This is a genomic window from Longispora sp. NPDC051575, assembly GCF_040681875.1.
GTDB lineage: Bacteria > Actinomycetota > Actinomycetes > Mycobacteriales > Micromonosporaceae > Longispora.
This window is the reverse complement of sequence record NZ_JBFAZP010000003.1, coordinates 192,346-214,670: the sequence shown is the minus strand read 5'-3', so window position 1 is coordinate 214,670 and position 22,325 is coordinate 192,346. Positions and strand designations below refer to the sequence as shown.

Annotated in this window: 23 protein-coding genes; 10 read left to right on the top strand and 13 right to left on the bottom strand. The window is 72.4% G+C overall.

The annotated features are described in order from the left end of the window. Positions 1-32 precede the first annotated feature (32 nt). The gene (ribA, locus tag AB0M43_RS08460; protein WP_363722408.1) at positions 33-653 is read left to right on the top strand and encodes a GTP cyclohydrolase II; all 621 of its coding nucleotides are present in this window, start codon (positions 33-35) and stop codon (positions 651-653) included. Between the two features lies 1 nt (position 654). After that, positions 655-1,137 carry a MarR family transcriptional regulator gene (locus tag AB0M43_RS08455; RefSeq protein WP_363722406.1) on the top strand — a complete coding sequence of 161 codons (483 nt, stop codon included), beginning with the start codon at positions 655-657 and terminating at the stop codon, positions 1,135-1,137. A 68-nt stretch (positions 1,138-1,205) separates the two neighbouring features. Here AB0M43_RS08455 and AB0M43_RS08450 read toward each other — a convergent pair whose 3' ends face one another. From AB0M43_RS08450 to AB0M43_RS08425, 6 genes are all read right to left on the bottom strand, one after another. Next, positions 1,206-1,760, bottom strand: a complete 555-nt coding sequence (locus AB0M43_RS08450; protein ID WP_363722404.1) for a hypothetical protein — start codon at positions 1,758-1,760, stop codon at positions 1,206-1,208. Between the two features lies 1 nt (position 1,761). Further along, on the bottom strand, positions 1,762-2,118 hold the full coding sequence (locus AB0M43_RS08445) for a PadR family transcriptional regulator (protein ID WP_363722402.1): 357 nt from the start codon (positions 2,116-2,118) through the stop codon (positions 1,762-1,764). A 66-nt stretch (positions 2,119-2,184) separates the two neighbouring features. Then, positions 2,185-4,182, bottom strand: a complete 1,998-nt coding sequence (locus tag AB0M43_RS08440; RefSeq protein ID WP_363722400.1) for a PIG-L family deacetylase — start codon at positions 4,180-4,182, stop codon at positions 2,185-2,187. A gap of 50 nt (positions 4,183-4,232) precedes the next feature. Next, positions 4,233-5,111, bottom strand: coding sequence for an ABC transporter ATP-binding protein (locus tag AB0M43_RS08435; protein WP_363722398.1), 879 nt, complete (start codon positions 5,109-5,111; stop codon positions 4,233-4,235). Next, positions 5,108-6,052 carry an ABC transporter ATP-binding protein gene (locus tag AB0M43_RS08430; RefSeq protein ID WP_363722396.1) on the bottom strand — a complete coding sequence of 315 codons (945 nt, stop codon included), beginning with the start codon at positions 6,050-6,052 and terminating at the stop codon, positions 5,108-5,110. The genes AB0M43_RS08435 and AB0M43_RS08430 overlap by 4 nt, the downstream gene beginning before the upstream one ends. Continuing rightward, entirely contained in the window at positions 6,049-7,086 is a 1,038-nt protein-coding gene (locus tag AB0M43_RS08425; RefSeq protein ID WP_363722394.1) for an ABC transporter permease, read from the bottom strand. Before AB0M43_RS08425 ends, AB0M43_RS08430 begins: the two co-directional genes overlap by 4 nt. Positions 7,087-7,149: 63 nt before the next feature. Here AB0M43_RS08425 and AB0M43_RS08420 point away from each other — a divergent pair, with 63 nt between their 5' ends. Beyond that, positions 7,150-7,764, top strand: coding sequence for a TetR family transcriptional regulator (locus tag AB0M43_RS08420; RefSeq protein WP_363722392.1), 615 nt, complete (start codon positions 7,150-7,152; stop codon positions 7,762-7,764). A gap of 152 nt (positions 7,765-7,916) precedes the next feature. Here the strand turns inward: AB0M43_RS08420 and AB0M43_RS08415 are convergent, their stop codons facing one another. The 3 genes from AB0M43_RS08415 to AB0M43_RS08405 all read right to left on the bottom strand — a co-directional run bounded on the left by AB0M43_RS08415 (position 7,917) and on the right by AB0M43_RS08405 (position 12,528). After that, positions 7,917-8,678, bottom strand: coding sequence for a helix-turn-helix domain-containing protein (locus tag AB0M43_RS08415; RefSeq protein WP_363722390.1), 762 nt, complete (start codon positions 8,676-8,678; stop codon positions 7,917-7,919). Between the two features lie 443 nt (positions 8,679-9,121). Beyond that, positions 9,122-9,922, bottom strand: a complete 801-nt coding sequence (locus tag AB0M43_RS08410) for a metallophosphoesterase (RefSeq protein WP_363722388.1) — start codon at positions 9,920-9,922, stop codon at positions 9,122-9,124. Between the two features lie 332 nt (positions 9,923-10,254). Beyond that, positions 10,255-12,528 (bottom strand): excinuclease ABC subunit UvrA, encoded by a 2,274-nt coding sequence (locus AB0M43_RS08405; RefSeq protein WP_363722387.1) that lies wholly within the window; start codon positions 12,526-12,528, stop codon positions 10,255-10,257. A gap of 222 nt (positions 12,529-12,750) precedes the next feature. On the opposite strand from AB0M43_RS08405, the gene def reads away from it, so the two are divergent. Both def and tsaD read left to right on the top strand, forming a co-directional pair. Next, the gene (gene def, locus AB0M43_RS08400; RefSeq protein WP_363722386.1) at positions 12,751-13,272 is read left to right on the top strand and encodes a peptide deformylase; all 522 of its coding nucleotides are present in this window, start codon (positions 12,751-12,753) and stop codon (positions 13,270-13,272) included. 1 nt (position 13,273) lies between these two features. After that, on the top strand, positions 13,274-14,311 hold the full coding sequence (tsaD, locus tag AB0M43_RS08395) for a tRNA (adenosine(37)-N6)-threonylcarbamoyltransferase complex transferase subunit TsaD (RefSeq protein WP_363722385.1): 1,038 nt from the start codon (positions 13,274-13,276) through the stop codon (positions 14,309-14,311). Here tsaD and AB0M43_RS08390 read toward each other — a convergent pair. After that, a complete protein-coding gene (locus tag AB0M43_RS08390; protein WP_363722384.1) occupies positions 14,292-15,065 on the bottom strand; it encodes a GNAT family N-acetyltransferase in 774 nt (257 codons plus the stop codon). The genes tsaD and AB0M43_RS08390 overlap by 20 nt on opposite strands. A gap of 66 nt (positions 15,066-15,131) precedes the next feature. Between AB0M43_RS08390 and AB0M43_RS08385 the strand changes: the two genes are divergently transcribed. Both AB0M43_RS08385 and AB0M43_RS08380 read left to right on the top strand, forming a co-directional pair. Continuing rightward, positions 15,132-16,382 carry a cyclopropane-fatty-acyl-phospholipid synthase family protein gene (locus AB0M43_RS08385; RefSeq protein ID WP_363722383.1) on the top strand — a complete coding sequence of 417 codons (1,251 nt, stop codon included), beginning with the start codon at positions 15,132-15,134 and terminating at the stop codon, positions 16,380-16,382. Then, entirely contained in the window at positions 16,375-16,947 is a 573-nt protein-coding gene (locus AB0M43_RS08380; RefSeq protein ID WP_363722382.1) for a histidine phosphatase family protein, read from the top strand. The genes AB0M43_RS08385 and AB0M43_RS08380 overlap by 8 nt, the downstream gene beginning before the upstream one ends. A gap of 48 nt (positions 16,948-16,995) precedes the next feature. On the opposite strand, the gene AB0M43_RS08375 is transcribed toward AB0M43_RS08380, so the two are convergent. After that, positions 16,996-17,502: a gluconokinase gene (locus AB0M43_RS08375; RefSeq protein ID WP_363722381.1), complete on the bottom strand. Its 507-nt coding sequence runs from the start codon at positions 17,500-17,502 to the stop codon at positions 16,996-16,998. A 74-nt stretch (positions 17,503-17,576) separates the two neighbouring features. Here AB0M43_RS08375 and AB0M43_RS08370 point away from each other — a divergent pair, with 74 nt between their 5' ends. After that, positions 17,577-18,329 (top strand): VOC family protein, encoded by a 753-nt coding sequence (locus tag AB0M43_RS08370; RefSeq protein ID WP_363722380.1) that lies wholly within the window; start codon positions 17,577-17,579, stop codon positions 18,327-18,329. A gap of 50 nt (positions 18,330-18,379) precedes the next feature. Beyond that, positions 18,380-19,066, top strand: a complete 687-nt coding sequence (locus AB0M43_RS08365) for a hypothetical protein (RefSeq protein ID WP_363722379.1) — start codon at positions 18,380-18,382, stop codon at positions 19,064-19,066. 67 nt (positions 19,067-19,133) lie between these two features. On the opposite strand, the gene AB0M43_RS08360 is transcribed toward AB0M43_RS08365, so the two are convergent. After that, complete coding sequence (locus tag AB0M43_RS08360) at positions 19,134-20,042, bottom strand: alpha/beta hydrolase (protein WP_363722378.1); 909 nt, start codon at positions 20,040-20,042, stop codon at positions 19,134-19,136. 135 nt (positions 20,043-20,177) lie between these two features. Here AB0M43_RS08360 and AB0M43_RS08355 point away from each other — a divergent pair, with 135 nt between their 5' ends. Continuing rightward, entirely contained in the window at positions 20,178-21,176 is a 999-nt protein-coding gene (locus AB0M43_RS08355) for a hypothetical protein (RefSeq protein WP_363722376.1), read from the top strand. Between the two features lie 210 nt (positions 21,177-21,386). Here AB0M43_RS08355 and AB0M43_RS08350 read toward each other — a convergent pair whose 3' ends face one another. Next, the gene (locus AB0M43_RS08350) at positions 21,387-22,286 is read right to left on the bottom strand and encodes an oxidoreductase (protein WP_363722375.1); all 900 of its coding nucleotides are present in this window, start codon (positions 22,284-22,286) and stop codon (positions 21,387-21,389) included. Positions 22,287-22,325: the final 39 nt, after the last annotated feature.

The following is a 22,325-nucleotide window of genomic DNA, read 5'->3' as shown; positions in this document are numbered from 1 at the left end:
ACTTGAGCGCTCAAGCACCGTGGAGGACAACGATGATTGCTCCGGCCGGAATACGGACCAGGGTCCCGGTGCCGCTGCGTTTCGGCGACGGTTTCACCACCCCCGCCGAGATCGTGACCTTCACCGGCCTCGCCGACGGCAAGGAACACCTGGCGATCGGCCTCGGTGACGTGACCGGCGTGGACGTGCCGCTCGTGCGGGTGCACTCCGAGTGCATGACCGGCGACGTGTTCGGCTCCGCCCGGTGCGACTGCGGCCCGCAGCTGCGCGAGGCCGTCGAGCGGATCGCCGAACACGGCGGCTGGCTGCTGTACCTGCGCCAGGAGGGCCGTGGCATCGGGCTGTACGCGAAGCTCGACGCCTACGCCCTCCAGGACACCGGCCTGGACACGTACGCCGCGAACCGGGCCCTCGGGCACGCCGACGACGAGCGCGACTACACGGCGGCCGCCCAGATGCTCACCGCGCTCGGCGCGCCCCGGGTCGACCTGCTGACGAACAACCCGGACAAGGCCGCCCAGCTGCGCGCCCTCGGGGTGGACGTCCGCGTCCTCGCCCGCACCGGGGTGCACGCCACCGAGGCGAACCTGCGCTACCTGCACGCCAAGGTCGAACGGACGGGTCACACGATCGACCTGACCCCCGCCGCCTGACATGCCGAACAGCACGCTGGCCGAACCCCGCTGGCTGAACGACTCCGAGCGGCGCGCGTGGCTGGCCTACCTGGTCACGACGCGCCGCCTGGAGGAGGCCCTCGACCGCCAGCTCCAGCGGGACTCGGGCCTGCCGCACACGTACTACATGATCCTGGCCATGCTGTCGGAGACCGACGGCTGGTCGCTGCGGATGAGCGACCTGGCCGAGCGCACGCACTCCTCGCAGAGCCGGCTGTCGCACGCGGTGGCGCGCCTGGAGGAGAACGGCTGGGTCATCCGCAAGAAGTGTCCGTCCGACCGGCGCGGCAACTGGGCCACGCTGACCCAGTCCGGGTTCGACACGCTGGCCGCCGCCGCCCCCGGGCATGTCGCGGCCGTCCGGCGGCACCTGTTCGACGTGTTGACACCCGAGCAGGTCGAGCAGTTGGCGACGATCAGTGAGGCGGTCCTGGGGCGGCTGGGCGAGGTCGAGGAGGCCTGACCGGCCGCGGCCGTCAGTCGTGGTCGGAGCCGGGTGGGACGTTTCCATCGGTCTCGGGTTCGAGCGCCTCAGATCACCTTCGCGCTCGTCAGCCGGCGCCATCCCGGCACGGCCCGCCACAGCCGGCCGACGAGGATCGTGGCCACAGCGAAGACGACCCAGGCCCAGACGGTCATCCGGCCGCCGGTCCAGACGCCCTGACCGTGGTCGAGGGTGAACGTGGCCGCGTCCTGGATGAAGCTGAACCGACTGCTGGTGAAGGTGCCCGTGGCGTCCGGGTTCGCGGCCATGAGCCCTTCGTTGAAGGCGAGGACCCGCTCTGTCAGCAGCGACTGGATGAGTAACTGTCCGGTCATGAAGAAGATGAACGCGGTGAACCAGTTCGCGCGGACCTCCCCGTCGAACTCCGCCGCCCGGTACTCGGCCGCGAGCCGGCGGCTGCCGCCCAGGTTACGCAGGGCCTCCGAGGTGCCGATGTCGGCGGACGCGGTCAGCAGGTTCTCCCGCACCTCGCGGCGTTTGGCGATCCGCGACCTCGGGGACAGGTCGTAGAGGCGGTGGTCGAGGGACCACACGACGGACTCGATGCGCAGCCGGTCGAACCAGCTCACGGGGTGGGACATCTCAGGATCCTTCGATCGGGGCCGGGGGGACCGGGCGGGTGAGGACCGCGCCCACGACGTCGGCGAGGGCGAACCACTGGGCCGCGCCCGTGGCGAGGGCCTCGTAGCCGGCGGGGGTCGGGCGGTAGTACTTGCGGGCGGGGCCGGAGGTCGAGGAGACCAGGCGGGCGGTGACCCGGCCCTCGCGTTCGAGGCGGGACAGGGCCGGGTAGACGGTGCCCTCGAGGATGTCGGGCAGGCCGGTCTCGCGCAGGCGCTGCACCACCTGGTAGCCGTAGGACTCGCGTTCGGCGAGCAGGTGCAGGAGCAGGAGGGACAGGGCGCCCTTGAGGAGTTGCGGGTCGCGGGGCGGGATCACCACACCAAGCTATGCCCGGTACTGGAGATAGTCAAGTACCGGGCGTGGCCTCGTACCCGTCGGGGGTCAGGGCAGGGGCACCCACGGCCGGAACGGACTGTCGGGGTCCGGGGTCTTCTGCGCGGCCATCAGCAGCCGGCCGTCGGGGGCGAGCTGGAACATCACGACCCGGCCGGTCCGGTCGAGCGCGACGGACGGGGTGTCGATCGAGGCCCCGGCGCTGTCGGTCCACGCCGCCGGCCAGCCCTGCGCGGTCTGGCGGAGGTGGCTGACCCCGGTGGCCTGGTTGCGGCCGAACACCAGGATCCGCCCGGCGCTGGTGACGGTCTCCAGCTCCCCCACGCCGCCGTGCCCGCCCAGGGACAGCGGCCCGCCGCCCCAGTCGCCGTTCACCGCCGTCTGGTACAGGTGCGCGACGTCCCCGGTGTTGGGACCCCGGTAGAAGAGTTCCAGTCGGCCGTCGGCGTTCTTGGCCACGTTCACCGGACCGGCGACCCGGACCGGCAGGGTGTGCGACACGAACGGCGAGTTCGGGGCGACCTGGTAGCGGTGGTCCACGCCGGCGCGGGTCGCGGCGAACACCTCCAGTCGGCCGTCGTCGTTGGTGACCGCGACCGGCACGCCCTGGATGTCGGAGCCGCCCATGTCCAGCCAGCCCGGGGTCCACGGGCCGTTGACCGAGGTCTGCCACTTGGAACCCAGGCCGCCGTTGCCGTTGGTGACGAAGATCTGCAGCCGGCCGTCCGCGTTGGACCCGACCGCCGCGCCGCTGACCGCCCGGCGGACCTGCGGTGTCACGGTGTCGTTGGGGTTGCCGAAGTTGTCCCAGTGCCCGACCCACTCGCCGTCGGCCCGCTGGTACGTGGTGTGCACGGCCGCGCTGTCGTCGGCGCCCACGACGAAGATCTCCAGCCGGCCGTCGGCGTTGTTGCCCACGGACACGACCCCGGTGACGGGTACGCCCGGGCCGCCCAGGTCCACCGGGCCCGCGTACGTGCCGTCGCCGGTCTGCCGCCAGGTGAGTACCCGGCCGCCCAGGACCACGAACGGTTGCAGCCAGCCGTCGCCGGTGCGCCCGACCCAGGCGGTGCCCCGGGGGAAGCGGGCGTACATGACCCGGCTGTAGGTGACGTACACCGGGGCGGGGTTGCCGGCCGGGTCGCGGGTCGCGTCGTCGTAGGGGATGTAGTGCCGGAACACGGCGTCCTTGAGCGCCCGGTCGCCCTCGGTCAGGTTCGGCACGGCGGTCTGGATGTTGTTCTGCCGGTAGAACTGGGTGGCCAGCCGGCCCCCGTACGCGGCGGTGATCTCCTCGGCGAACAGGGCCGAGGCGACATGGTCGTAGTGGTCGTCGAACGTGCGGCCCAGGCAGCGGTAGCCGGGCTGGTAGCGGTGGTCGGGGTGCGGGTCCTGGCCGCGCACCAGGGTCGGGCGGACCGCGCGCAGGATCGCCACGACCGTGTCGCGCAGGCTGTCGTGGGTGTAACGGGTCGCGCCGACGCCCGCCGGGTCGGTCGCGTCGTCGGGGACCACCGGGGCGGCGGTGAAGGAGCCGTCGGTCCACAGGTGCATGAGATCGCAGCTGCCGCCGGAGTCGTACCCGTCGCGGACGTTCAGGAAGATCAACTGGACGGTGGGGCGGGCCGTGAGGGTGAACCGCTGCACCACACCCGCGCCCACGGCCCACGCGTCCTGGGTCCAGCAGGCCCGCGGGGTCGCGCACGCCGGGGCGCCGGCCATGTGCCGGTGGGCCTCCATGGCGCCGTCCTGCCGGGACCGGGAGTATCCGGGGCCGCGGTCGGCGTCGCCGGCGGTGAGGAAGACCGTGGTGTTGGCGTACCCGGCCTCGGCGGAGCGTTGCAGGTCCGGGTTCAGGAAGAGGATCTCGTCGTCGGGGTGCGCGACGATCTGCGCGAGGCGCTCGGTGCGGGCCTCCGGGCCGGCGGCGGCGGTCTCCGGGCTCGCAGGACCGGGCTCGGCGCTCGCCGGTGGCGGGGTCGCCGTCACGGCCGCCGCGAGGAGCACGGACAGCACGGCGATGGGTCCACGACGCAGGATCCTCACGGAGACCTCCCTTGGCACGTGAGACCGACGCTACCAACGGAAAGTCCAATTTATAGGTCTATGCGACAGATCCCGATCATCTTCTCCTCGAGGGTCGCGGGCACCTGGCGGACGTCCGCGGGGACCCCGGCGGCGCGCAGTACGGCGGCCACGGTGTCCGGTTCGGTGTCGGCGACCCGGACGCTGCGGCCGGCGAGGGTGACGGCCAGCCCGGCCCGGTGCAGGGCGTCGAACGCGGCCGCCCAGTCGTCGGTCAGGGCCGCTACGGCCGTGGTGCCGGCGACGATGTCCGCCTCCGTACCCGACGCGACGGCCGCGCCCCGGGCCATCAGCACGAGGCGGTCACACTGCTGGGCCTCCTGCATGTAGTGCGTGGTCACGAGCACGCCGACGCCGCGTTCGGCCTCCGCGTGGATGGTGTCCCACAGCCGGGCGCGCGCCAGGCCGTCCACGCCGGAGGTCGGCTCGTCGAGGATCAGCAGCTCCGGGCGGTGCGCGAGGGCGGCGGTGAACGCGAGCTGGCGTTGCAGGCCCAGGCCGATGTCGCCCACCAGGCGGTCGCGGGCCTCGGCGAGGGCGCCGGTGAGGACGGGCTTTTCCTTCTGCCCGTACGCGGCGGTGACGAACGCCAGGTTCTCGGCGACCGTGAGGGTGGCGTAGAGGCCGAGGCCCTGGGCGACGTACCCGAGCCGGGTGCGGGTGGCCCGCGACGGGGCGGCCCCGAACAGGGCGACCCGGCCGCTGGTGGGCGCGGTCAGGCCGAGGATCATCTTGAGCAGGGTGGTCTTGCCGGCCCCGTTGGCGCCGAGCAGGCCGACGATCTCGCCCGGTCCGACGGTCATGGAGACGGCGTCGACGGCGGTGAAGGTGCCGAAGCGGCGGGTGGCGGAGGCTACGGTCACGAGGCTGGCCGGGGCGGGGCGGGTCATGACGGGCTCCCCGAAGTGGTGGGGCCGGGGGTCGTGGCCGATGTCGCCGTGTCGGGGCCCGGGGTCGTGGGCGGCAGGCCCGACGTCGCGGTGTCGGGGCCCGGGGTCGTGGCAGACGGGTCCGACGTGGCCGCAGACGGGCCCTGCTCGCGGAGCGCGAGGGTCGCGGCGATCACGGCGTCCTCCATGTCGGCGGCCACCGGGGTCTCCCCCGGCAGCGGCGGCCCGGGATGCCACGCGTGCCACTGCCGCCCGCGTCGCCAGGCGAGGTCCCGGTCCGGCGGGTCGTCGGTGACGGTGATCGTGCCGGGGGTCGAGGACATCACGTCCTCCGGCGGCCCGGAGCGCAGCACCCGGCCGTTATCCAGGACGCACACCGTGCCGGCGCGTTCGGCCTCGTCGAGGTACGTGGTGGACAGCACCACGGCCGCCCCGTCCACGGCCGCCCGGGCGATCAGGCGCCAGAGTTCGACCCGGCTGACCGGGTCCACGCCGGTACTGGGTTCGTCGAGGACGAGCAGGCGCGGGGCGTGCAGCATGGCGAGGGTGAAGGCCAGCTTCTGCCGCATGCCGCCCGACAGCTGCCCGGCGAGGCGGCCGGTGACCTGTTCCAGGCCGGCGGCGGCGAGCAGGGCCGCGCGGCGGTCGCGGTCGCGGACCCCGTAGGCGGCGGCGACGAAGTCGAGGTTCTCGGCGACGGTGAGCTCGCGCCACACGCCCGTACCCGTCGGCATGAAACCGATCTCGCGCAGCGCCGGCGCGTCGACCCGCCCGGACGTGGGCCGCACCCCGCCGACGAGGCTGCGCAGCAGGGTGGACTTGCCGGCCCCGTCGCCGCCGACGACGGCGGAGATCTGACCGGCGGGGGCGGCGAACGTGACCGCGTCGAGGGCCAGGGTGTGGGGATAGCGCACGGTCAGGTCGGTGGTGCCCCAGGTCATGACGCACCCCCTGCGGCCGCCCCGGTCGATGGCTGACTCGGGGCCAGGTCGCGGCGGAAGCGCAGCACGGCGGCGGTGAACACGACCACGGCCATGCCGGCGAGGACGACCAGCGGCAGCCACAGCGAGGCCAGGTCGTCGCCGCGCAGCATGACTCCCTGGGACAGTTTCGTGAAGTAGGTCAGGGGCAGCAGGTAGCCGATCCAGCGCACGCCCGGGGCCATCGCGTCGAGCGGGAAGATCATGCCCGACAGCAGGATCTGCGGCATCATGATCATGAGGGCGAGCTGGATGGCCTGGCCCTGGTTCTGCGACACGGTGGAGATCAGCACCCCGACGCCGAGCACGACGAACAGGAACAGCCCCGCGCCGAGCCCGAAGGTGAGCACCGACCCGGCGAACGGCACCCCGAACAGCAGCCGGCCGAGCAGCGTCACCACGACCAGGTCGAGGGCCGCGAGCAGGTAGTAGGGCACGATCTTGCCGAGGATGACGTCCGACGGCCGAAACGGCATGACGGCGAGTTGTTCGAGGGTGCCGGCCTGCCGTTCGCGGACCAGGCCGATGGCGGTGACGATGGTGCCGATGAAGGTCAGGATCAGCCCCACCAGCGCCGGGACCATCACCCAGGAGGTCTTGAGGTCCGGGTTGTAGAGAACCTCGACCTTCAGGGGGGTACGCGCCAGCGCGGCCTTCGCCGCCTGCGCCCCGAACAGGTTGGACCCGTCCACGAGGGCGACGGCGGTGTCCCCGCCGGTGACGAGCACGACGTCGGCGCGGTCGGTCCGCAGCCGTTCGCGGGCCTCGGCGTCCCCGGCCGCCGGGTCGACCCGGCCGACCTCGAAGGGGGCGCGCAGCGCGGCGGCAGCCTGGGTGGCGCCGGGGCCGACGACGTCGGTGGTCAGGGTCGACACATTGAAGCTGGCCGCGTATCCGAAGACCACGAGCAGGAGCAGGGGTAACACGATCAGCATGGCCATGGTGCGCCTATCGCGGCGCAGCTCCAGGAACTCTTTGAAGATCATCGCCCACATGGCGGACTCCGTATCGGCTCATCATCAAGTGTTGAAGATGGCCCGAGCGTAGCATCCGTAGGCGTGACGCAACAGATTCCGCAGCGCGCGCGGCGCTCCGAGGGGGACGACACCCGCGAGCAGATCCTGGCCGCCGCCCGCCGCGAGTTCTCCGACCGCGGGTACGCCAAGACGACGATGCGGGGCATCGCCTCCTCCGCCGGGGTCGACGCGGCGCTCGTGCACTACTACTTCGGCAACAAGGACAAACTGTTCGCCGCCGCCGTGGACCTGCCCGCCGTACCCGGCGAGGTGCTCCGGCACGTGCTCGACGGCGATCCGGAACAGACGGCGGCCCGGATGCTGCGCACCGTGCTGGGGGTGTGGGACGCGGAGGCGGCGGCCGGGGGCGGGCGGCTCACCGCGCTGCTGAGGTCCCTCGCCGACGATCACGGGCCGGCGACGACGCTGCGGGAGTACCTGACGAACCAGTTGTTCGCCCGGATCACCACCCACCTGGGCAGTGACCGGCCGCAACTGCGGGCCGCGTTGTGTTTCTCGCAGGCGGTGGGGCTGATCCTGACCCGGTACGTGGTGCGGGCCGAGCCGGTGGCCAGCGCGGACCGGGAGTTCCTGGTGGAGTGCTACGCGCCGACGTTGCAGCGGTATCTGACCGGGGAGCTGCCGGCGGAGCGGTAGCGGGCGTGTTCGCGGTGGTCGCGCCGGTCGGGGCTCCGGGCTCCGCCCGGTGCGTGCGGCGTCTCCTCCCAGGGCCGGCGCGGCTGCGGCGTCGAAGCCCCGAGGCGGAGGGCTCACGCTCCCTGCCGATCCGTTTCCGCTGGTGCGGTCGGCTATCCGGCTTCCGGACCCGGCCCGGTCCTGGCGGGCGAACCCGCACCCGGCCCGGCCTTCGTATGCAGGACCTCGCGGGCCTGCTGCGCGGCGCGGGCGATGCTCTCGCTGACGAAGTCGAGGAACCGGGCGATGTTCTCCATCCGGGCGCCGGCCGGCGTGGCGGGGCCGAGGACATCCACACCCTGCCGGGCGGTCACGACCAGGTGGGCGGTGGCCCGGGCGCTGGCCATCATCGACTGGAACCAGACGTCGTCGTCCACCACGTACCGGTCGCGCCGGCGGTCGTCGCGTTCCCGGCGGACGAAGCTCTGACTCTCCAGGAACGCGACGGCCTTGGACACCGACGCCGGACTGACCCCCAGGTGACTGACCAGTTCGGCCGCGGTGAGGCTGCCGGAGTCGGCGAGGGTGAGGCAGGTCAGTACCCGGGCCATCATCGTGGGCATGCCCGAGGACATCATGACGGTGGTGAACACGTCCTCGAACTCGCGCACCGCCTCGGGGTCGCGCCCGTGGACCTGCGGTTTCGCGCCCGGCTCCCGGGGGGTGACCTGCCGGCGCCGGTGGGCGCGGCGTTCGGTGGCGCGGTGGGCAACGTCGGCCCGGTAGGCGGTGGGGCCGCCGTTGCGCAGCACCTCGCGCGTGACCGTGGAGGTGGGGCGGTCGACGCGTCGGGCGATCTCCGCGTAGGCGAGGCCGTCGGCCAGGCCCAGCGCGATCTGCTGGCGGTCCTGCTGGGTGAGCCTGCCTCCCGGCATCACGACCTCCTCCGTCGACGCCCAGAGGGTAGCCCTCAGATCAAACCCATTGCAATCGACGGGTACCCGGCCGGCGCGGCGAACCCGACGCCAACGCAATCGCCAGGCGCCCCTACCTGCGGTTATGTCCACCTCGCGCACTGAACGGGTTCGCGGGCCTGGCTAGCGTTTCCCTTGCTCGAAACATGGCGCGCCGGATTGTGGACGTCGACGTCCGAGGATTCGCACCGCGCGGCCCGGGCTTGCCACGCCGGAATGCCAGGCCGCGAGGGCGTGTCTGACCACCCGCCCGGGCCACCGGGCCACCGGGCCACCGGGCCAAGTAAACCTACGCTGGGCCCGGTTGTGGGTCTAGGCGCGCCCCGGCCCCGTTCGGGGAGGGGCCGGGGCTGTGGACTGGGTGCGAGTGGTGCTTCGGGCGGCGTACCCGTCGAGGGGTTGGGTCAGTGCACTGTCCGGTAGTGGGTGGTGAGGTGGCCGTCGTCGAGGACGTGGAACGCGATGCCCGGCGGGTCGTCGAAGGAGAGGTGGCCGCGGCCCTCCCACTCCAGCATCAGGGTCGACACGACGCCGGGGCCGACGAGGAGGGGCAGGCCGGCGAAGGTACTCGCGGCGGCGGTGTGCGCGTGGCCGCACAGTACGGCGACGACGTGCCGGTGGCGGCGCAGGACCCGTTCGAGGCCGCCGGGTTCGGTGAGCAGCAGGGTGTCGAGGATCGGGTTGTACATCCGGACCGGCGGGTGGTGCAGGGCCACGAACACCGGGCCGGCGGTGGCGGCGAGGGTGGCGTCGAGCCAGTCGAGGGTGCCCGGCGCGAGGCGGCCGTCGTCGCGGCCGGGGATGGTCGAGTCGCACAGCACGAAGGTGACCCCGCCGACGGTGCGGACCTGGTTGATCGGCGCGACTTCGGGGCCGGGGACGTCGTCCGCCGCCGGGGAGGGCCCGCCGGGCGCGTCGTTTCGACCGACGAAGTCACCGGGCAGGGCGGGGTCGAGAAGTCCCTTGCGGAACGCGGCCCGCTCGTCGTGGTTGCCCGGCAGCACGAGGACGGGCACGGGTGCGGTGAGCAGGTCGGCGGCTTCGGCGTACTCCCCCGGCGCCCCGTGGTCGGCGATGTCCCCGGTGACGAGGATCGCGTCGAGGGGCAGGTCGCGCAGGTAGGCCATGACGGCGGCGGTGCGCGCCGAGGCCCGGGGCTCCCCGTCGAGGTGGGTGTCACTGACGTGGGCGAACACGAAAGGCATGGACCCGATCATGCCACGGCCCGCGGCCCGCGACGATCATGGACTTCTCCGACCGGCGACCGGGGCGCGCTCACACTGACCGCGCGATCGCCGCCAAGGCTGCCGGAGTTGCCGCACACGGCCAGGTCCGGTGTGGGTGACCGCGTTGCCCGGCATGGTGCCGCCGGTCGCCACCGGGCAGGGGGCCGGACCATCCGACGACCGGGTGGCGCCCTGCCCCACGCCCCCAGAGCGTGCGGTGCGAGCCACGGGATGGCGCCCCAGGCATGGGTGGCGCGGCGCAGGTCACCCCTGCCGCCGCGCCACCCCACCGATGCCAGGTGTCGGCGCGCCTACGCCCCCACGTACTCCGCGAGGTGCTGTCCCGTGAGCGTGGACCGGGCGGCGACGAGGTCCGCGGGCGTACCCTCGAAGACGATCTTTCCGCCGTCGTGGCCGGCCCCGGGCCCGAGGTCGATGATCCAGTCGGCGCGGGCCATCACCGCGAGGTGGTGTTCGATGACGATGACGGACTTGCCGGAGTCCACGAGCCGGTCGAGGAGGCCGAGGAGCTGTTCCACGTCGGCGAGGTGCAGGCCGGTGGTGGGCTCGTCGAGGACGTAGACGCCGCCCTTCTCGGCCATGTGGATCGCGAGCTTGAGCCGCTGCCGTTCGCCGCCGGACAGGGTGGTGAGGGGCTGGCCGAGGCTGAGGTAGCCGAGGCCGACGTCGGCCATCCGGGCGAGGATGGCGTGCGCGGCCTTGGTCTTGGCCTCACCGGTGGCGAAGAACTCCCCGGCCTCGGTGACGGACATGGCCAGGACCTCGCTGATGTTGCGGCCCCCTAGCTTGTACTCCAGGACGGCGGCCTGGAACCGCTTGCCCTCGCATTCCTCGCAGACGGTCGCGACGCCGGCCATCATCGCCAGGTCGGTGTAGAGGACGCCGTTGCCGTTGCAGTTGGGGCACGCGCCGGCGGAGTTGGAGCTGAACAGGGCCGGTTTGACGCCGTTGGCCTTGGCGAACGCGGCCCGGATCGGGTCCAGCAGGCCGCTGTAGGTGGCGGGGTTGCTGCGCCGGGAGCCCCGGATGGCGGTCTGGTCGACGGACACGACTCCGGCGCCCTTGGGGATGGAGCCGTGGATGAGGGAGCTCTTGCCGGAGCCGGCGACGCCCGTGACGACGCACAGCACGCCGAGGGGGACGTCGACGCTCACGCCGCGCAGGTTGTGCCGGGTCGCGTCGCGGATCGCGAGCACGTCGGTCGGGGTGCGCGGCTCGGCCTTGAGGACGGCCCGGTAGTCGAGGTGCCGGCCGGTAAGGGAGCCGCTGGCGCGCAGTTCGGCGACCGTGCCCTCGAAGCAGATCGTGCCGCCGTTGCCGCCCGCGCCGGGGCCGAGGTCGACGACGTGGTCGGCGATGGCGATGGTCTCCGGTTTGTGTTCCACGACGAGGACCGTGTTGCCCTTGTCGCGCAGCCGCAGCAGCAGGCCGTTCATCCGCTGGATGTCGTGCGGGTGCAGGCCCACGGTGGGTTCGTCGAAGATGTAGGACACGTCGGTGAGGCTGGAGCCGAGGTGGCGGATCATCTTGGTGCGCTGCGCCTCGCCGCCGGACAGGGTGCCGGAGGGGCGGTCGAGGCTGAGGTACCCGAGGCCGATCTCGACGAACGAGTCGAGGGTCTGGCGCAGGGTCACCAGCAGCGGCGCGACGGTCGGGTCGTCGATGGCGCGGACCCAGTCGGCGAGGTCGCTGATCTGCATCGCGCACGCCTCGGCGATGTTGACGCCGTCGATCCGGGAGTCCAGGGCGGCCTTGTTGAGCCGGGTGCCGCCGCACGCCGGGCAGGCGGCGAACGTGACGGCGCGGTCGACGAAGGCGCGGATGTGCGGCTGGAGCGCCTCCTTGTCCTTCTGCAGGAACGACTTCTGCACGCGGGGCACGAGCCCCTCGTACGTCATGTTGATGTTCTCGACCTTGACCTTGACCGGCTCCTTGTACAGGAAGTCGTCGAGCTCCTGCCGCGTGTAGTCGCGGATGGGCTTGTCGGGGTCCATGAACCCGGAGGCGGTGAAGATCCGCACCTGCCAGCCGTCGACGTTGTACCCGGGGATCGTGATGGCCCCGTCGGCGAGGGACTTGTCCCGGTCGAACAGTTCGTCGAGGTCGATGTCGGCGGTGCTGCCCATGCCCTCGCAGTCCGGGCAGGCCCCGGCGGGCAGGTTGAAGCTGTAGTGGAACGAGGGGCCGGCGCTCGGCGTGCCGAGGCGGCTGAACACGATCCGCAGCATGGCGTTGGCGTCGGTGGCCGTGCCGACCGTGGAGCGGGAGTTGGTGCCCATCCGCTCCTGGTCGACGATGATGGCGGTGGTCAGGCCCTCGAGGAGGTCGACGTCGGGGCGGCCGAGGCTGGGCATGAAGCCCTGCACGAAGGCGCTGTAGGTCTCGTTGATGAGGCGCTGGGACTCGGCGGCGATCGTGCCGAACACCAGGGAGCTCTTGCCGGAACCCGACACCCCGGTGAAGACGGTGAGGCGGCGTTTCGGGATGGCCAGGCTCACGTCCCGCAGGTTGTTCTCGCGGGCTCCGTGGACGCGGATGAGGTCGTGACTGTCAGCGGCATGCACCGGGCCACGATAGCCGGGACCCCCGACATTTTCCTGACAGTTCTTTCCGGAAAAACGCCCAGACGGGTACGCTCTGCGCCGCTGCGCGCCAGGTCAGGGGTCGGGTGCCGTCGGCGGGTCCGGGCGTCGTCCTGGGCCGGTCGGGGACCAACGGCGCGCTCCGACCGGCCGCGCAAGGGCTGAACACGGGGGGCGGGCGTGCCCCGATTATATTTGTCAACCATGACAAACTCCGAGGGCACGGCGCGGCGCATCACCTATTACGGCGAGGCCGTCCTGCACAAGCCCTGCCAGACCGTGACCGTGTTCGACGCCGAGCTCAAGGCCCTGATCGAGGACATGTTCGCCAGCATGTACGAGGCGAACGGCGTGGGCCTGGCGGCCAACCAGATCGGCGTGGACGCCCGCGTGTTCGTCGTCGACTGCCCGGACGCGTCGGAGGAGCACGTCGTCGCGCACATCGTCAACCCGGTCCTGGAGCTGCCCCCGCCGCCGCGTGAGCTGGTCACGGAGGGCGAGGGCTGCCTGTCGGTCCCGGGGCAGTACGCGGAACTGGGCCGGCCGGGCGTGGCCACGGTCACGGGTTTCGACATGGACGGCAAGCCGATCACGATCGTCGGCACGGGCCTGCTCGCCCGGTGCCTGCAGCACGAGGTGGACCACCTCGACGGCACCCTGTACGTGGACCGGCTGCCGGCCGCGCAGCGCAAGGAGATCCTCGTCGCCGCCGGTCTGGGCAACTAGCGTGCCGCTGATCCTGGGCATCGAGACGTCGTGCGACGAGACGGGCGCGGGTCTGGTCCGCGACGGGGTGCTGCTGGGTGACGCCCTGGCCTCCAGCGTCGACGAGCATGCCCGGTTCGGTGGGGTGGTGCCGGAGATCGCGGCCCGCGCGCACCTGGAGTCGGTCCGGCCGATGGTGCAGCGGGCGGTGGAGGCGGCGGGGGTGCGCTTCGCCGACATCGACGCGGTGGCGGTGACGGCGGGCCCGGGGCTGGCGACAGCGGTACAGGTGGGTCTGGCGGCGGGTAAGGCGTACGCGTTGGCGTTGGGGGTGCCCCTCTACGGGGTGCACCACCTCGCCGGGCACGCCGCGGTCGACGTCCTGGAGCACGGGCCGCTGCCGGGGCGGTGTGTGGCGCTGATCGTGTCCGGGGGGCACACGTCGATCCTGCTGCTGGGTGACCTGGCGCGGGATCCGATCGTGCACCTGGGGGACACGGTCGACGACGCGGCCGGGGAGGCGTTCGACAAGGTGGCCCGCCTGCTGGGCCTGCCGTATCCGGGGGGTCCGGTCATCGACCGCATCGCCCGCGACGGGAACCCGGCGGCGATCGACTTCCCTCGGCCGATGACGGGCCCGAAGGATCCGCCGTACGGGTTCTCCTTCTCCGGTCTGAAGACGGCCGTGGCGCGGTGGGTGGAACGGCACGAGGGTCCGCTGCCGGTGGCCGATGTGGCGGCCAGTTTCCAGGAGGCGGTCGCCGACACGTTGACCCGTAAGGCGCTGCGGGCCTGCGCCGAGCACGGCGCGGACACGTTGCTGCTGGTCGGCGGGGTGGCGGCCAACAGCCGGGTCCGGTCCCTGGCGGAGGAGCGGTGCAGGGCGGCGGGGGTGACGTTGCGGGTGCCGTCGATCCGGCTGTGCACGGACAACGGGGCCATGATCGCCGCCGTCGGGGATCTGGTGGTCCGGGCCGGCGCGCCCGCCGCCGACCTGTCGTTGGGGGCGCAGCCGTCCGCGGTGCTCACCGGGGCCCTGGTCACCGGGCCGTGGCGCTGATCTCCTGGTAGTCGGAGGCGGCGACGAAGCCGAGACGTTCGTAGAGGCCGATGGCGGAGACGTTGTCGGCCTTCACGTTGAGCCCGATGTGGTCGACGGTCTCCAGCAGCCGGGTGCACAGCGCGGACACGGCGACGGCCGCCAGGCCCTGGCCGCGTAGTTCGGGCAGGGTGGTGACGTTGCCCAGCGCCGCGATCCGCCGGGACGGGGAGTGCACGTGCAGGCCGGCGACGGCGACGAGCCGGCCGTCCCGGCGGATCCCGACGTAGTCGCCGCCGTCGAGCATCCGGGCGTCAAAGGTGTTGCCCGGGTACGCCCGGTCGTAGAGTTCCCGCAGCTCCCCCAGGTCCGCCGGCGTCAGGACCACGGTCGGCTCGCCGGTGACGGGCGTGAAGTCCACCAGGGCCATCTTGCGGTGTACGCCATGGTCGGTGACCTCGTACTCCTTGGCCAGGATGTGGTGCGCGCCGCCCGTGACGTGCGCGTAGAACCGGCGCGGCAGGACGGGCAGCAGGTGGGTGACGAGGGAGCGCAGTTCCTCGTCGCGGTCGGGGCGGCTGAGCGCCAGCAGGATCGGCCCGAACTCCGCCCCCGTGTACACCAGCGCCGTACACTGCCCGCCCCGCAGCCGGTACCAGGTGGTGTAGGGCCAGAAGAAGTCGTCGAGATCGCCCAGCTCGTAGGCGTGCAGGGCCGCGTCGGCGGAAAAACGGGTGCCCAGGTCCTCACGGTCGTGCACAGTCGTCAACAGCATTGGATCATCCTGACGCATGCCTTCATTCCCGCTAGTCTGGGTGTGACTCACGGAGAGGGGCGGACTGTGACTGTTGCCGACCGGCTGCTGCGCATGTTCACGCTACTGCTGGGAGAGGGACCGCCGCTGCGGGTCCGAGGGTGGGACGGTTCGACCGCCGGCCCCCCGGACGCACCCGTCGTCGACATCAGGTCCCGCCAGGCCATCCGAAGACTCGTCCACGAACCCAACCAGCTCGGCCTGGGCCGCGCCTACGTGGCCGGTGAACTCGACGTCGAAGGCGACGTGTACGAGGTCCTGGACACCCTGTCGGTCATCGCCGGCAGGCAGGTCGCCGCCCTCGACAAGGCGCAGCTCCTCAAGGAGGCCACCCTCCTGGGCGCGATCGGCAAGGAACCGGCCCCGCCGCCGGAGGAGATCCACCTCGCCGGCGCCAAGCACAGCCGCGACCGCGACCGTGCCGCGATCAGCTCCCACTACGACGCCGGCAACGAGTTCTACCGGCTGCTGCTGGGCCCGTCGATGGTGTACTCGTGCGCCTACTGGGCCGGCCCCGACGCCACCCTCGAGGAAGCCCAGCGCGACAAGCTCCAGCTGATCTGCAAGAAGCTGGAACTGGGCCCCGACTCCCGGCTCCTGGACGTCGGCTGCGGCTGGGGTTCCCTGGCCCTGCACGCCGCCCGCGAACACGGCACCCGCGTCGTGGGCGTCACCCTGTCCGTCGAACAGCTCGAACTGGCCCGGGCCCGCGCCGCCGAGGCCGGCCTCACCGACCGGGTCGAGTTCCGCCTCCAGGACTACCGCGACGTCACCGACGGCCCGTTCGACGCGATCTCCAGCGTCGGGATGGCCGAACACGTCGGCGACGAGATGTACACCGAGTACTGCGAACACCTCTTCGAACTCCTGCGACCGGGCGGCCGGCTCCTCAACCACCAGATCTCCCGCAACCCGAGCCACCCGCCGAACGAACCGTCGTTCATCGCCTCGTTCGTGTTCCCCGACGGGGACCTGGCCCCGATCGGCACGACCGTCGGCCTGATCGAGAACGCCGGCTTCGAGGTCCGCGACACCGAGGCGCTCCGCGAGCACTACACGTCCACCCTGCGCGCCTGGTCGGCCAACCTCGAGGCCGGCTGGGACCGGGCCGTCAAACTCACCAGCGAGGGCCGCGCCCGGGTCTGGCGGCTGTACATGGCCGCCACCGCCCTGTCGTTCCGGTACGGCCAGATCGGCGTCCACCAGGTCGTCGCCGTCAAACCCGCCGCCGGTGGGTTCAGCGGCATGCCCGCCACCCGCAGGGCCTGGCTTGGGTGACATCGTGCTCCTCCGCCACGGCGAGACCGACTGGTCCCTCGCCGGGCGGCACACGTCGACGACGGACCTGCCGTTGACGGCGCGCGGCGAGGACCAGGCGGCGCTCGTCCGCCCGGCCCTCGCCGCGCGCGCGTTCGCCGCCGTGTGGGTGTCCCCGCGGCTGCGGGCCCGGCGCAGCGCCGACCTCGCCGGCCTCACCCCCACCGCCGTGGACCCCGACCTGGCCGAATGGGACTACGGCGACTACGAGGGCGTCACCACGGCCGACATCCGTCTCGGGCGCCCCGGCTGGGACCTGTGGCGGGACGGCTGCCCCGGCGGGGAGTCCCCGAAGGACGTGGGGGCGCGCCTGGACCGGGTCCTGGGTCGGGCCCGGCCGCTGCTGGCACACGGGGACGTCGCGTTCGTCGCGCACGGGCACAGCCTGCGGGTGTGCGGGGCGCGGTGGATCGACCTGCCGCCGGCCGGGGGCGCGTCGCTGCGCCTGGACACGTCGACACTGTCGGTGCTGGGGTACGAGAGGGACACGCCGGTACTGCTGCGGTGGAACGCGCCGGTGGGCTGAGGGCCCGGTGCGGTAGTACCCGTCGAGATCCTGGGGTTGTGGCCAGGGTCAGGTGTCGAGGCCCGCCACGATCCGGTCCACGATCTCATCCGGGGTGCCCTCGATCGGCACCACCAGCGGATCCTCGTCCACGCCGGGCTCTTCCAGATCCGCGAACTGGCTGGCCAGCAGCTTGTCCGGGAAGAAGTGCCCGTGCCGGGCCACCAACCGCCCGGCGATCAGTTCCCGGTCCCCGCGCAGGTACACCAACCGCACGTCCCGCCGATCGGCCCGCAGCAGGTCCCGGTAGGAGCGCTTCAACGCCGAACACGTCACCACCGCCGGTTCCCCGGCCGCCCGGCGCTCGTCCATCCACGCCGCGATGGCCCCCAGCCACGGCCACCGGTCGGCGTCCGTCAGCGGCTCCCCGGCGGCCATCTTCGCCACGTTGGCCGCCGGGTGGAAGTCGTCGGCCTCCGCGTACCGCCACCGCAACCGGCCCGCGAGCATCGCGCCCACCGTCGTCTTCCCGCTCCCGGACACGCCCATCACCAGCAACAACGTCTCGTCACCCATCCGTTCACCCTAGCCGGCGGCCGTTACCGGGGAGTTCGGCGGAAAAAGTCGTAGCCCCGGGCGAGGATGGGGACATGGCTGACACCACCGCGCCGGGCGCCCCCAACTGGGCCGACCTCGGCAGCACCGACGTCCCCGGCGCCATCGCCTTCTACTCCGCCCTGTTCGGCTGGACCGCGCAGGACATGGGACCCGAAGCCGGCGGGTACCACCTGCTGCACCTCGACGGGAAACAGGTCGCGGGCCTCGGCCCCGCCACCGACCCGGCGCGCGGCACCTCCTGGGCCGTGTACTTCGCCACCGACGACGCCGACGCCACCGCCGCCCGCGTCGCCGCGGGTGGCGGCACGGTCGTCGTCGCCCCGATGGACGTCATGGACGCGGGCCGGATGGCCGTGTTCACCGACCCCACCGGGGCGTACTTCTCCGCCTGGCAGCCCGGCCGGCACACCGGTTGGGAGACCGCCGGCGAACCGGGCAGCGTCTGCTGGACCGAGCTGTACTCCGCAGACCTCGACAAGGTCAAACCCTTCTATCCGGGGGTACTGGGGGTGACCGTCCGCGACCTCGACGGCGATCCGCCGTACACGCTCCTGGAACAGGACGGCCGGGCAGTGGCCGGCGCGATGGCCAGCCCCGACGGCGACTCCCGCTGGGGGGTGTACTTCTTCGTGGACGACTGCGACGCCGCCGCCGACCGGGCCCTGGCCCTCGGCGCCACCGAACTGTTCCGCCAGGACTCGCAGGCCGGGCGGATGGCGGGCCTCGTCGACCCGCAGGGCGGGATGTTCTCCGTGATCAAGGCGGACCCGAACTACCAGCCGTAACGGCGGTCGGGGGTCGCGAATCCGGTTGCGGAGCGAACGATACTGAACCGGTGAGCGACCCCTACACCGACCTGCTGACCCGCGCCGAGGCCGACCCGGACGTGCTCGGCATCGTCCTGACCGGATCCCGGGCCCGCGAGGGCATGGCCACCGCGCACTCCGACACCGACGTCATCATCGTCGTCGCCGACTACGGCGGCGCCTGGACGGCCACCACCCGCACCCCCGCCCTCGACACGATCCCGACATCACTGGCCGACCTCGCCGACGTCTCCGACCGGTGGGGCCGCTACGCCTACCGGGGCGCCCGCGTCCTCCTGGACCGCCTCGACGGCCAGATCGCCGCAGGGGTCCACGCCCAGGCCACGCTGACACCCGCGGAGACCGACGCCTGGGTCCGCGAAGAACTCGACGGGTACGTCAACTTCATCTACCGCGCCGCCAAGAACCGCCGCGACGGCCGGCCCGACCTGGCCCGCCTGGAGGAGATCGAAGCCGCGTCCTGGTTCGGCTGGACCCTGTTCGCCCTCCACGGCCGCGTCCGCCCCTACAACAAGTACCTGCGCTGGGAACTCGAAACCCATCCCCTGCCACGACCCTGGACCGCCGACCACGTCATCGCCGGCCTGACCGACCGGCCCTCGACGCTGTACGCCGACCTGGAGAAGGTGGTGCGCGCCGAGGGCTACGGCGACGTACTCGACTCGTGGGGGCCCGAATTGGATCTGCTGCGCTGAGCGCGCGGCGGCGCGTCCGGCCGGCCGGCGCGTGCGCGCCCCGGGTCGGGGCTTCGTTCGGCCGTTGTCACGCCGCCCGGTCGAACCAGTCGAGGGCGAGGCGGGCGACCTCGGCCGGGGCGTCGTCGGTGAGGAAGTGCGCCGCGTCGTCGACGTAGGCGAACTCGACCCGGTCGGCGTACCGCTCCGGTTCGCGGCAGACGCGCCCCATGAGTTCCTCCGTCCAGGGCCGGTCGCGGCGGCCGAACACCACGAGGGTCGGCACGGTCAGCCGGCGGCGGCGGTAGAAGCCGCGCGTCATGCGCATGGCCTCCGGCAGGATCATGCCGCGGGTGAGCGGGCGCACCGCGGCGTCGATCTCGGGCCGGGCCATCGGGGCGAGGTGGGCCTCGACGGTGGCCCGCGACATCGGGTGGGCGACGTAGGCGGCGGAGAAGATCCCGCGCAGCGAGACGCCCGGGCGGTGCCAGATGAACCGGGGCAGGTGCCGGAAACCCGGGGCGAGCCTCGGGCTGAACGTGAAGAACCCCGGTGGGACGGACAGTTGCACCGCCGTGCGCACCCGCTCGGGGTGGTCGTAGGTCAGTTGCATCGCGGTGATGGCGCCCATGTCGTGGGAGACGAGGTGGGCGCGCCCGATGTCCAGGGCGTCGAGGAGGGCGAGCAGGTCGCGGAGCCGGGTCTCGCGTTCGACCCGGGGGTCGTCGGCCTCGGTCCAGCCGGCCCCGCGCAGGTCGGGGCAGTACACCCGGAAGCCGTGGGCGGCGATGGCCGGGGCGACGGCGTGCCACTGCCACCAGTGCTCGGGGAAGCCGTGCAGCAGCACGACCGGGTCGCCCTCGCCGAGGGCGGCGACATGGGTACGCAGGCCGGGCGTCTCGACGACGAGGTGGTCGAATCCGGGGGCCTCCGGCAACGGCGGCGACCAGGCCGAGGCGTCGACGGTACGGGTGAGGTGGGGCTCGGGGGTGGGCATGACGACCCCTTCCACGCGACAAACTACTACGTTCATAGTACCCCTCAGAGTGGGGTTCGCACCCCCGGAAAATGTCGTACCCCCCGCGTAGCGTGAAGCCAGACAACCGATGCTTTCCCTACAGCGGAGGTCACTGTGCCCGTGTCCGAAACCCTGTCCACCGAGACCGCGACCAACCCCGCCAACAACGGCGAGGTGTGGACCGAGCACCACCACGCGGAACTCGTCGCCGAGCTGCGCACCGGCGCGTCCCTCGACCAGATCGCCGTCGACCTCGGCCGCTCCGTCACCGCCGTCGAAGCCCAGCTCAAGCAGCTCACCCCGCTGCACCTCGACATCCGGCGCACCGCCGCCGCCGAGGAATGGCTCCGCGAACGCCTCGCCGACGAACCCGACTACGACTGGCGCAGCGTCATCCTCAACCGGTACGCGGCCGAAGGCCGCCAGTACTGGACCGTCGGCGACGACGACGTGCTCCGCGACGGCTGGCAACGCCGCACCCCCCTGCCCCGCCTCGCCCTCGCCGTCCGCGCCTCCGAGATGCTCGTCGCCCGCCGCCTCGTCACCCTGCACCTCGCCGACGACCTCATCACCGTCGTCGACCAGCTCGGCTGCGCCCCCGGCGGCAGCGTCGAAGCCCGCTACCGCATCGCCCGCGACGACCGCGCCGTCACCCTGCACACCCTCGTCGTCGACACCCCGAGGGGCTGGCACGTGTCCGTGCACGGCAGCGTCGAAGAAGCCCGCGCCACCCTCAACCGCGTCGACCCCGACCGCCGCCTTCCCTGGCGGATCGCCTCCCGCACCCCCGGCGGCGGCGTCGACGGCCCCGTCCTCGGCCCCGGCATGTCCGCCGGCCAGCTCCCCGGAGGCCGCCGCCCCGGCCCCGACGAGCGCTACCCCGTCGCCCCCGGCACCCTGCGCAACTACATCTGCGCCGACTGCGCCCAACCCGTGCACTTCTCCGCCGACCACGGCTGGACCCACCACCAGCCCGGACGCGGCGAACAGGTCTACTGCCCCCACTTCGACACCGGCCCCGAGAAGGTCCTCGCCGTCGAACTCGCCCCCACCGGCCCCGGCGACCTCAGCCCCAGCCTCCGCATCATCGGCGCCCAGAACCTGCGCCACTGACCCACCACGGCTACGGGGCCGGTCAAGCCCCGCAGCCGCCCGGCAGAGCGGGCCGGGAGACGACGGCGTGCCGGGCGGGGAGTCTACGGGGCTCCCTGCCCGGCACGGCACCACGTCGACCGGCGCGCACACCCAGCGCCGAACGCCCCCGCACCCACCGGCGGTCCGGGTCAACACGGTCGAGGACGACACGGCCCTTGGCCGAACAGGTCAGGACGTCACGCCCGTCAACTCCTCCGACAACGCCCACAACCGCCGCGCCGCCCCCTCGTCCAGAGCCGACGACACCGGACGCACCACCTTCGGATACCCACGCATCTCCCCCGGCCCACCCGGCCCGATGAACTCCCCACCCACCGCACCCGGATCACTCGCCGCGTACAACTGACTCAACGCACCCGCCGCCGCGTCCTGCGCGAACAACCCCGAACCGATCCGCGCCACCACGTTCAACACCCCCGTCGGACCCGTCGAATGCAGATTCGTGTCCGTGTACCCCGGATGCGCCAACACACTGCGCACCCCCGCACCCGACGCACGCAACCGACGATCCAACTCCAGACCGAACAGGACGTTCGCGAACTTCGACTGCGCGTAGAACCCCGCCGGCGAATAGCGGCGCTCACCCGTCAGATCGTCCCAGTGGATCGCACCCCGCCGGTGCAACGACGAACTCACCGTCACCACCCGGCCGTCACCACCCGCACCCAACCGGCCCAACAACAGACCCGTCAACGCGAAGTGCCCCAGATGGTTCGTCCCGAACTGCAACTCGTGACCCTGCCGGGTCAGGGTGCGCGGCGGCATCATGATCCCCGCGTTGTTCACCAACGTGTCCACCCGCTCCACCGTGCCCGCGAACGCGCGCACCGAGTCCAGATCCGCCAGATCCAGGTGGCGCACCTCCACGGCCGCGTCGGGGACCTCCGCGAGGAGGGCGGCGCGCGCGGCCTGCCCGGCGGCCACGTTGCGGACGGCCATGACGAGGTGGCCGCCACGGCGGGCGAGTTCGCGGGTGGTGGCGTAGCCCAGTCCGCTGTTGGCGCCGGTGACGACGATGGTCCGGCCGGCCTGGTGGGGGATGTGTGCGACGTTCCAACGAGCCATCATTGACATAGCATGCCCTGGATGGCACCGAGTGTCAATGAT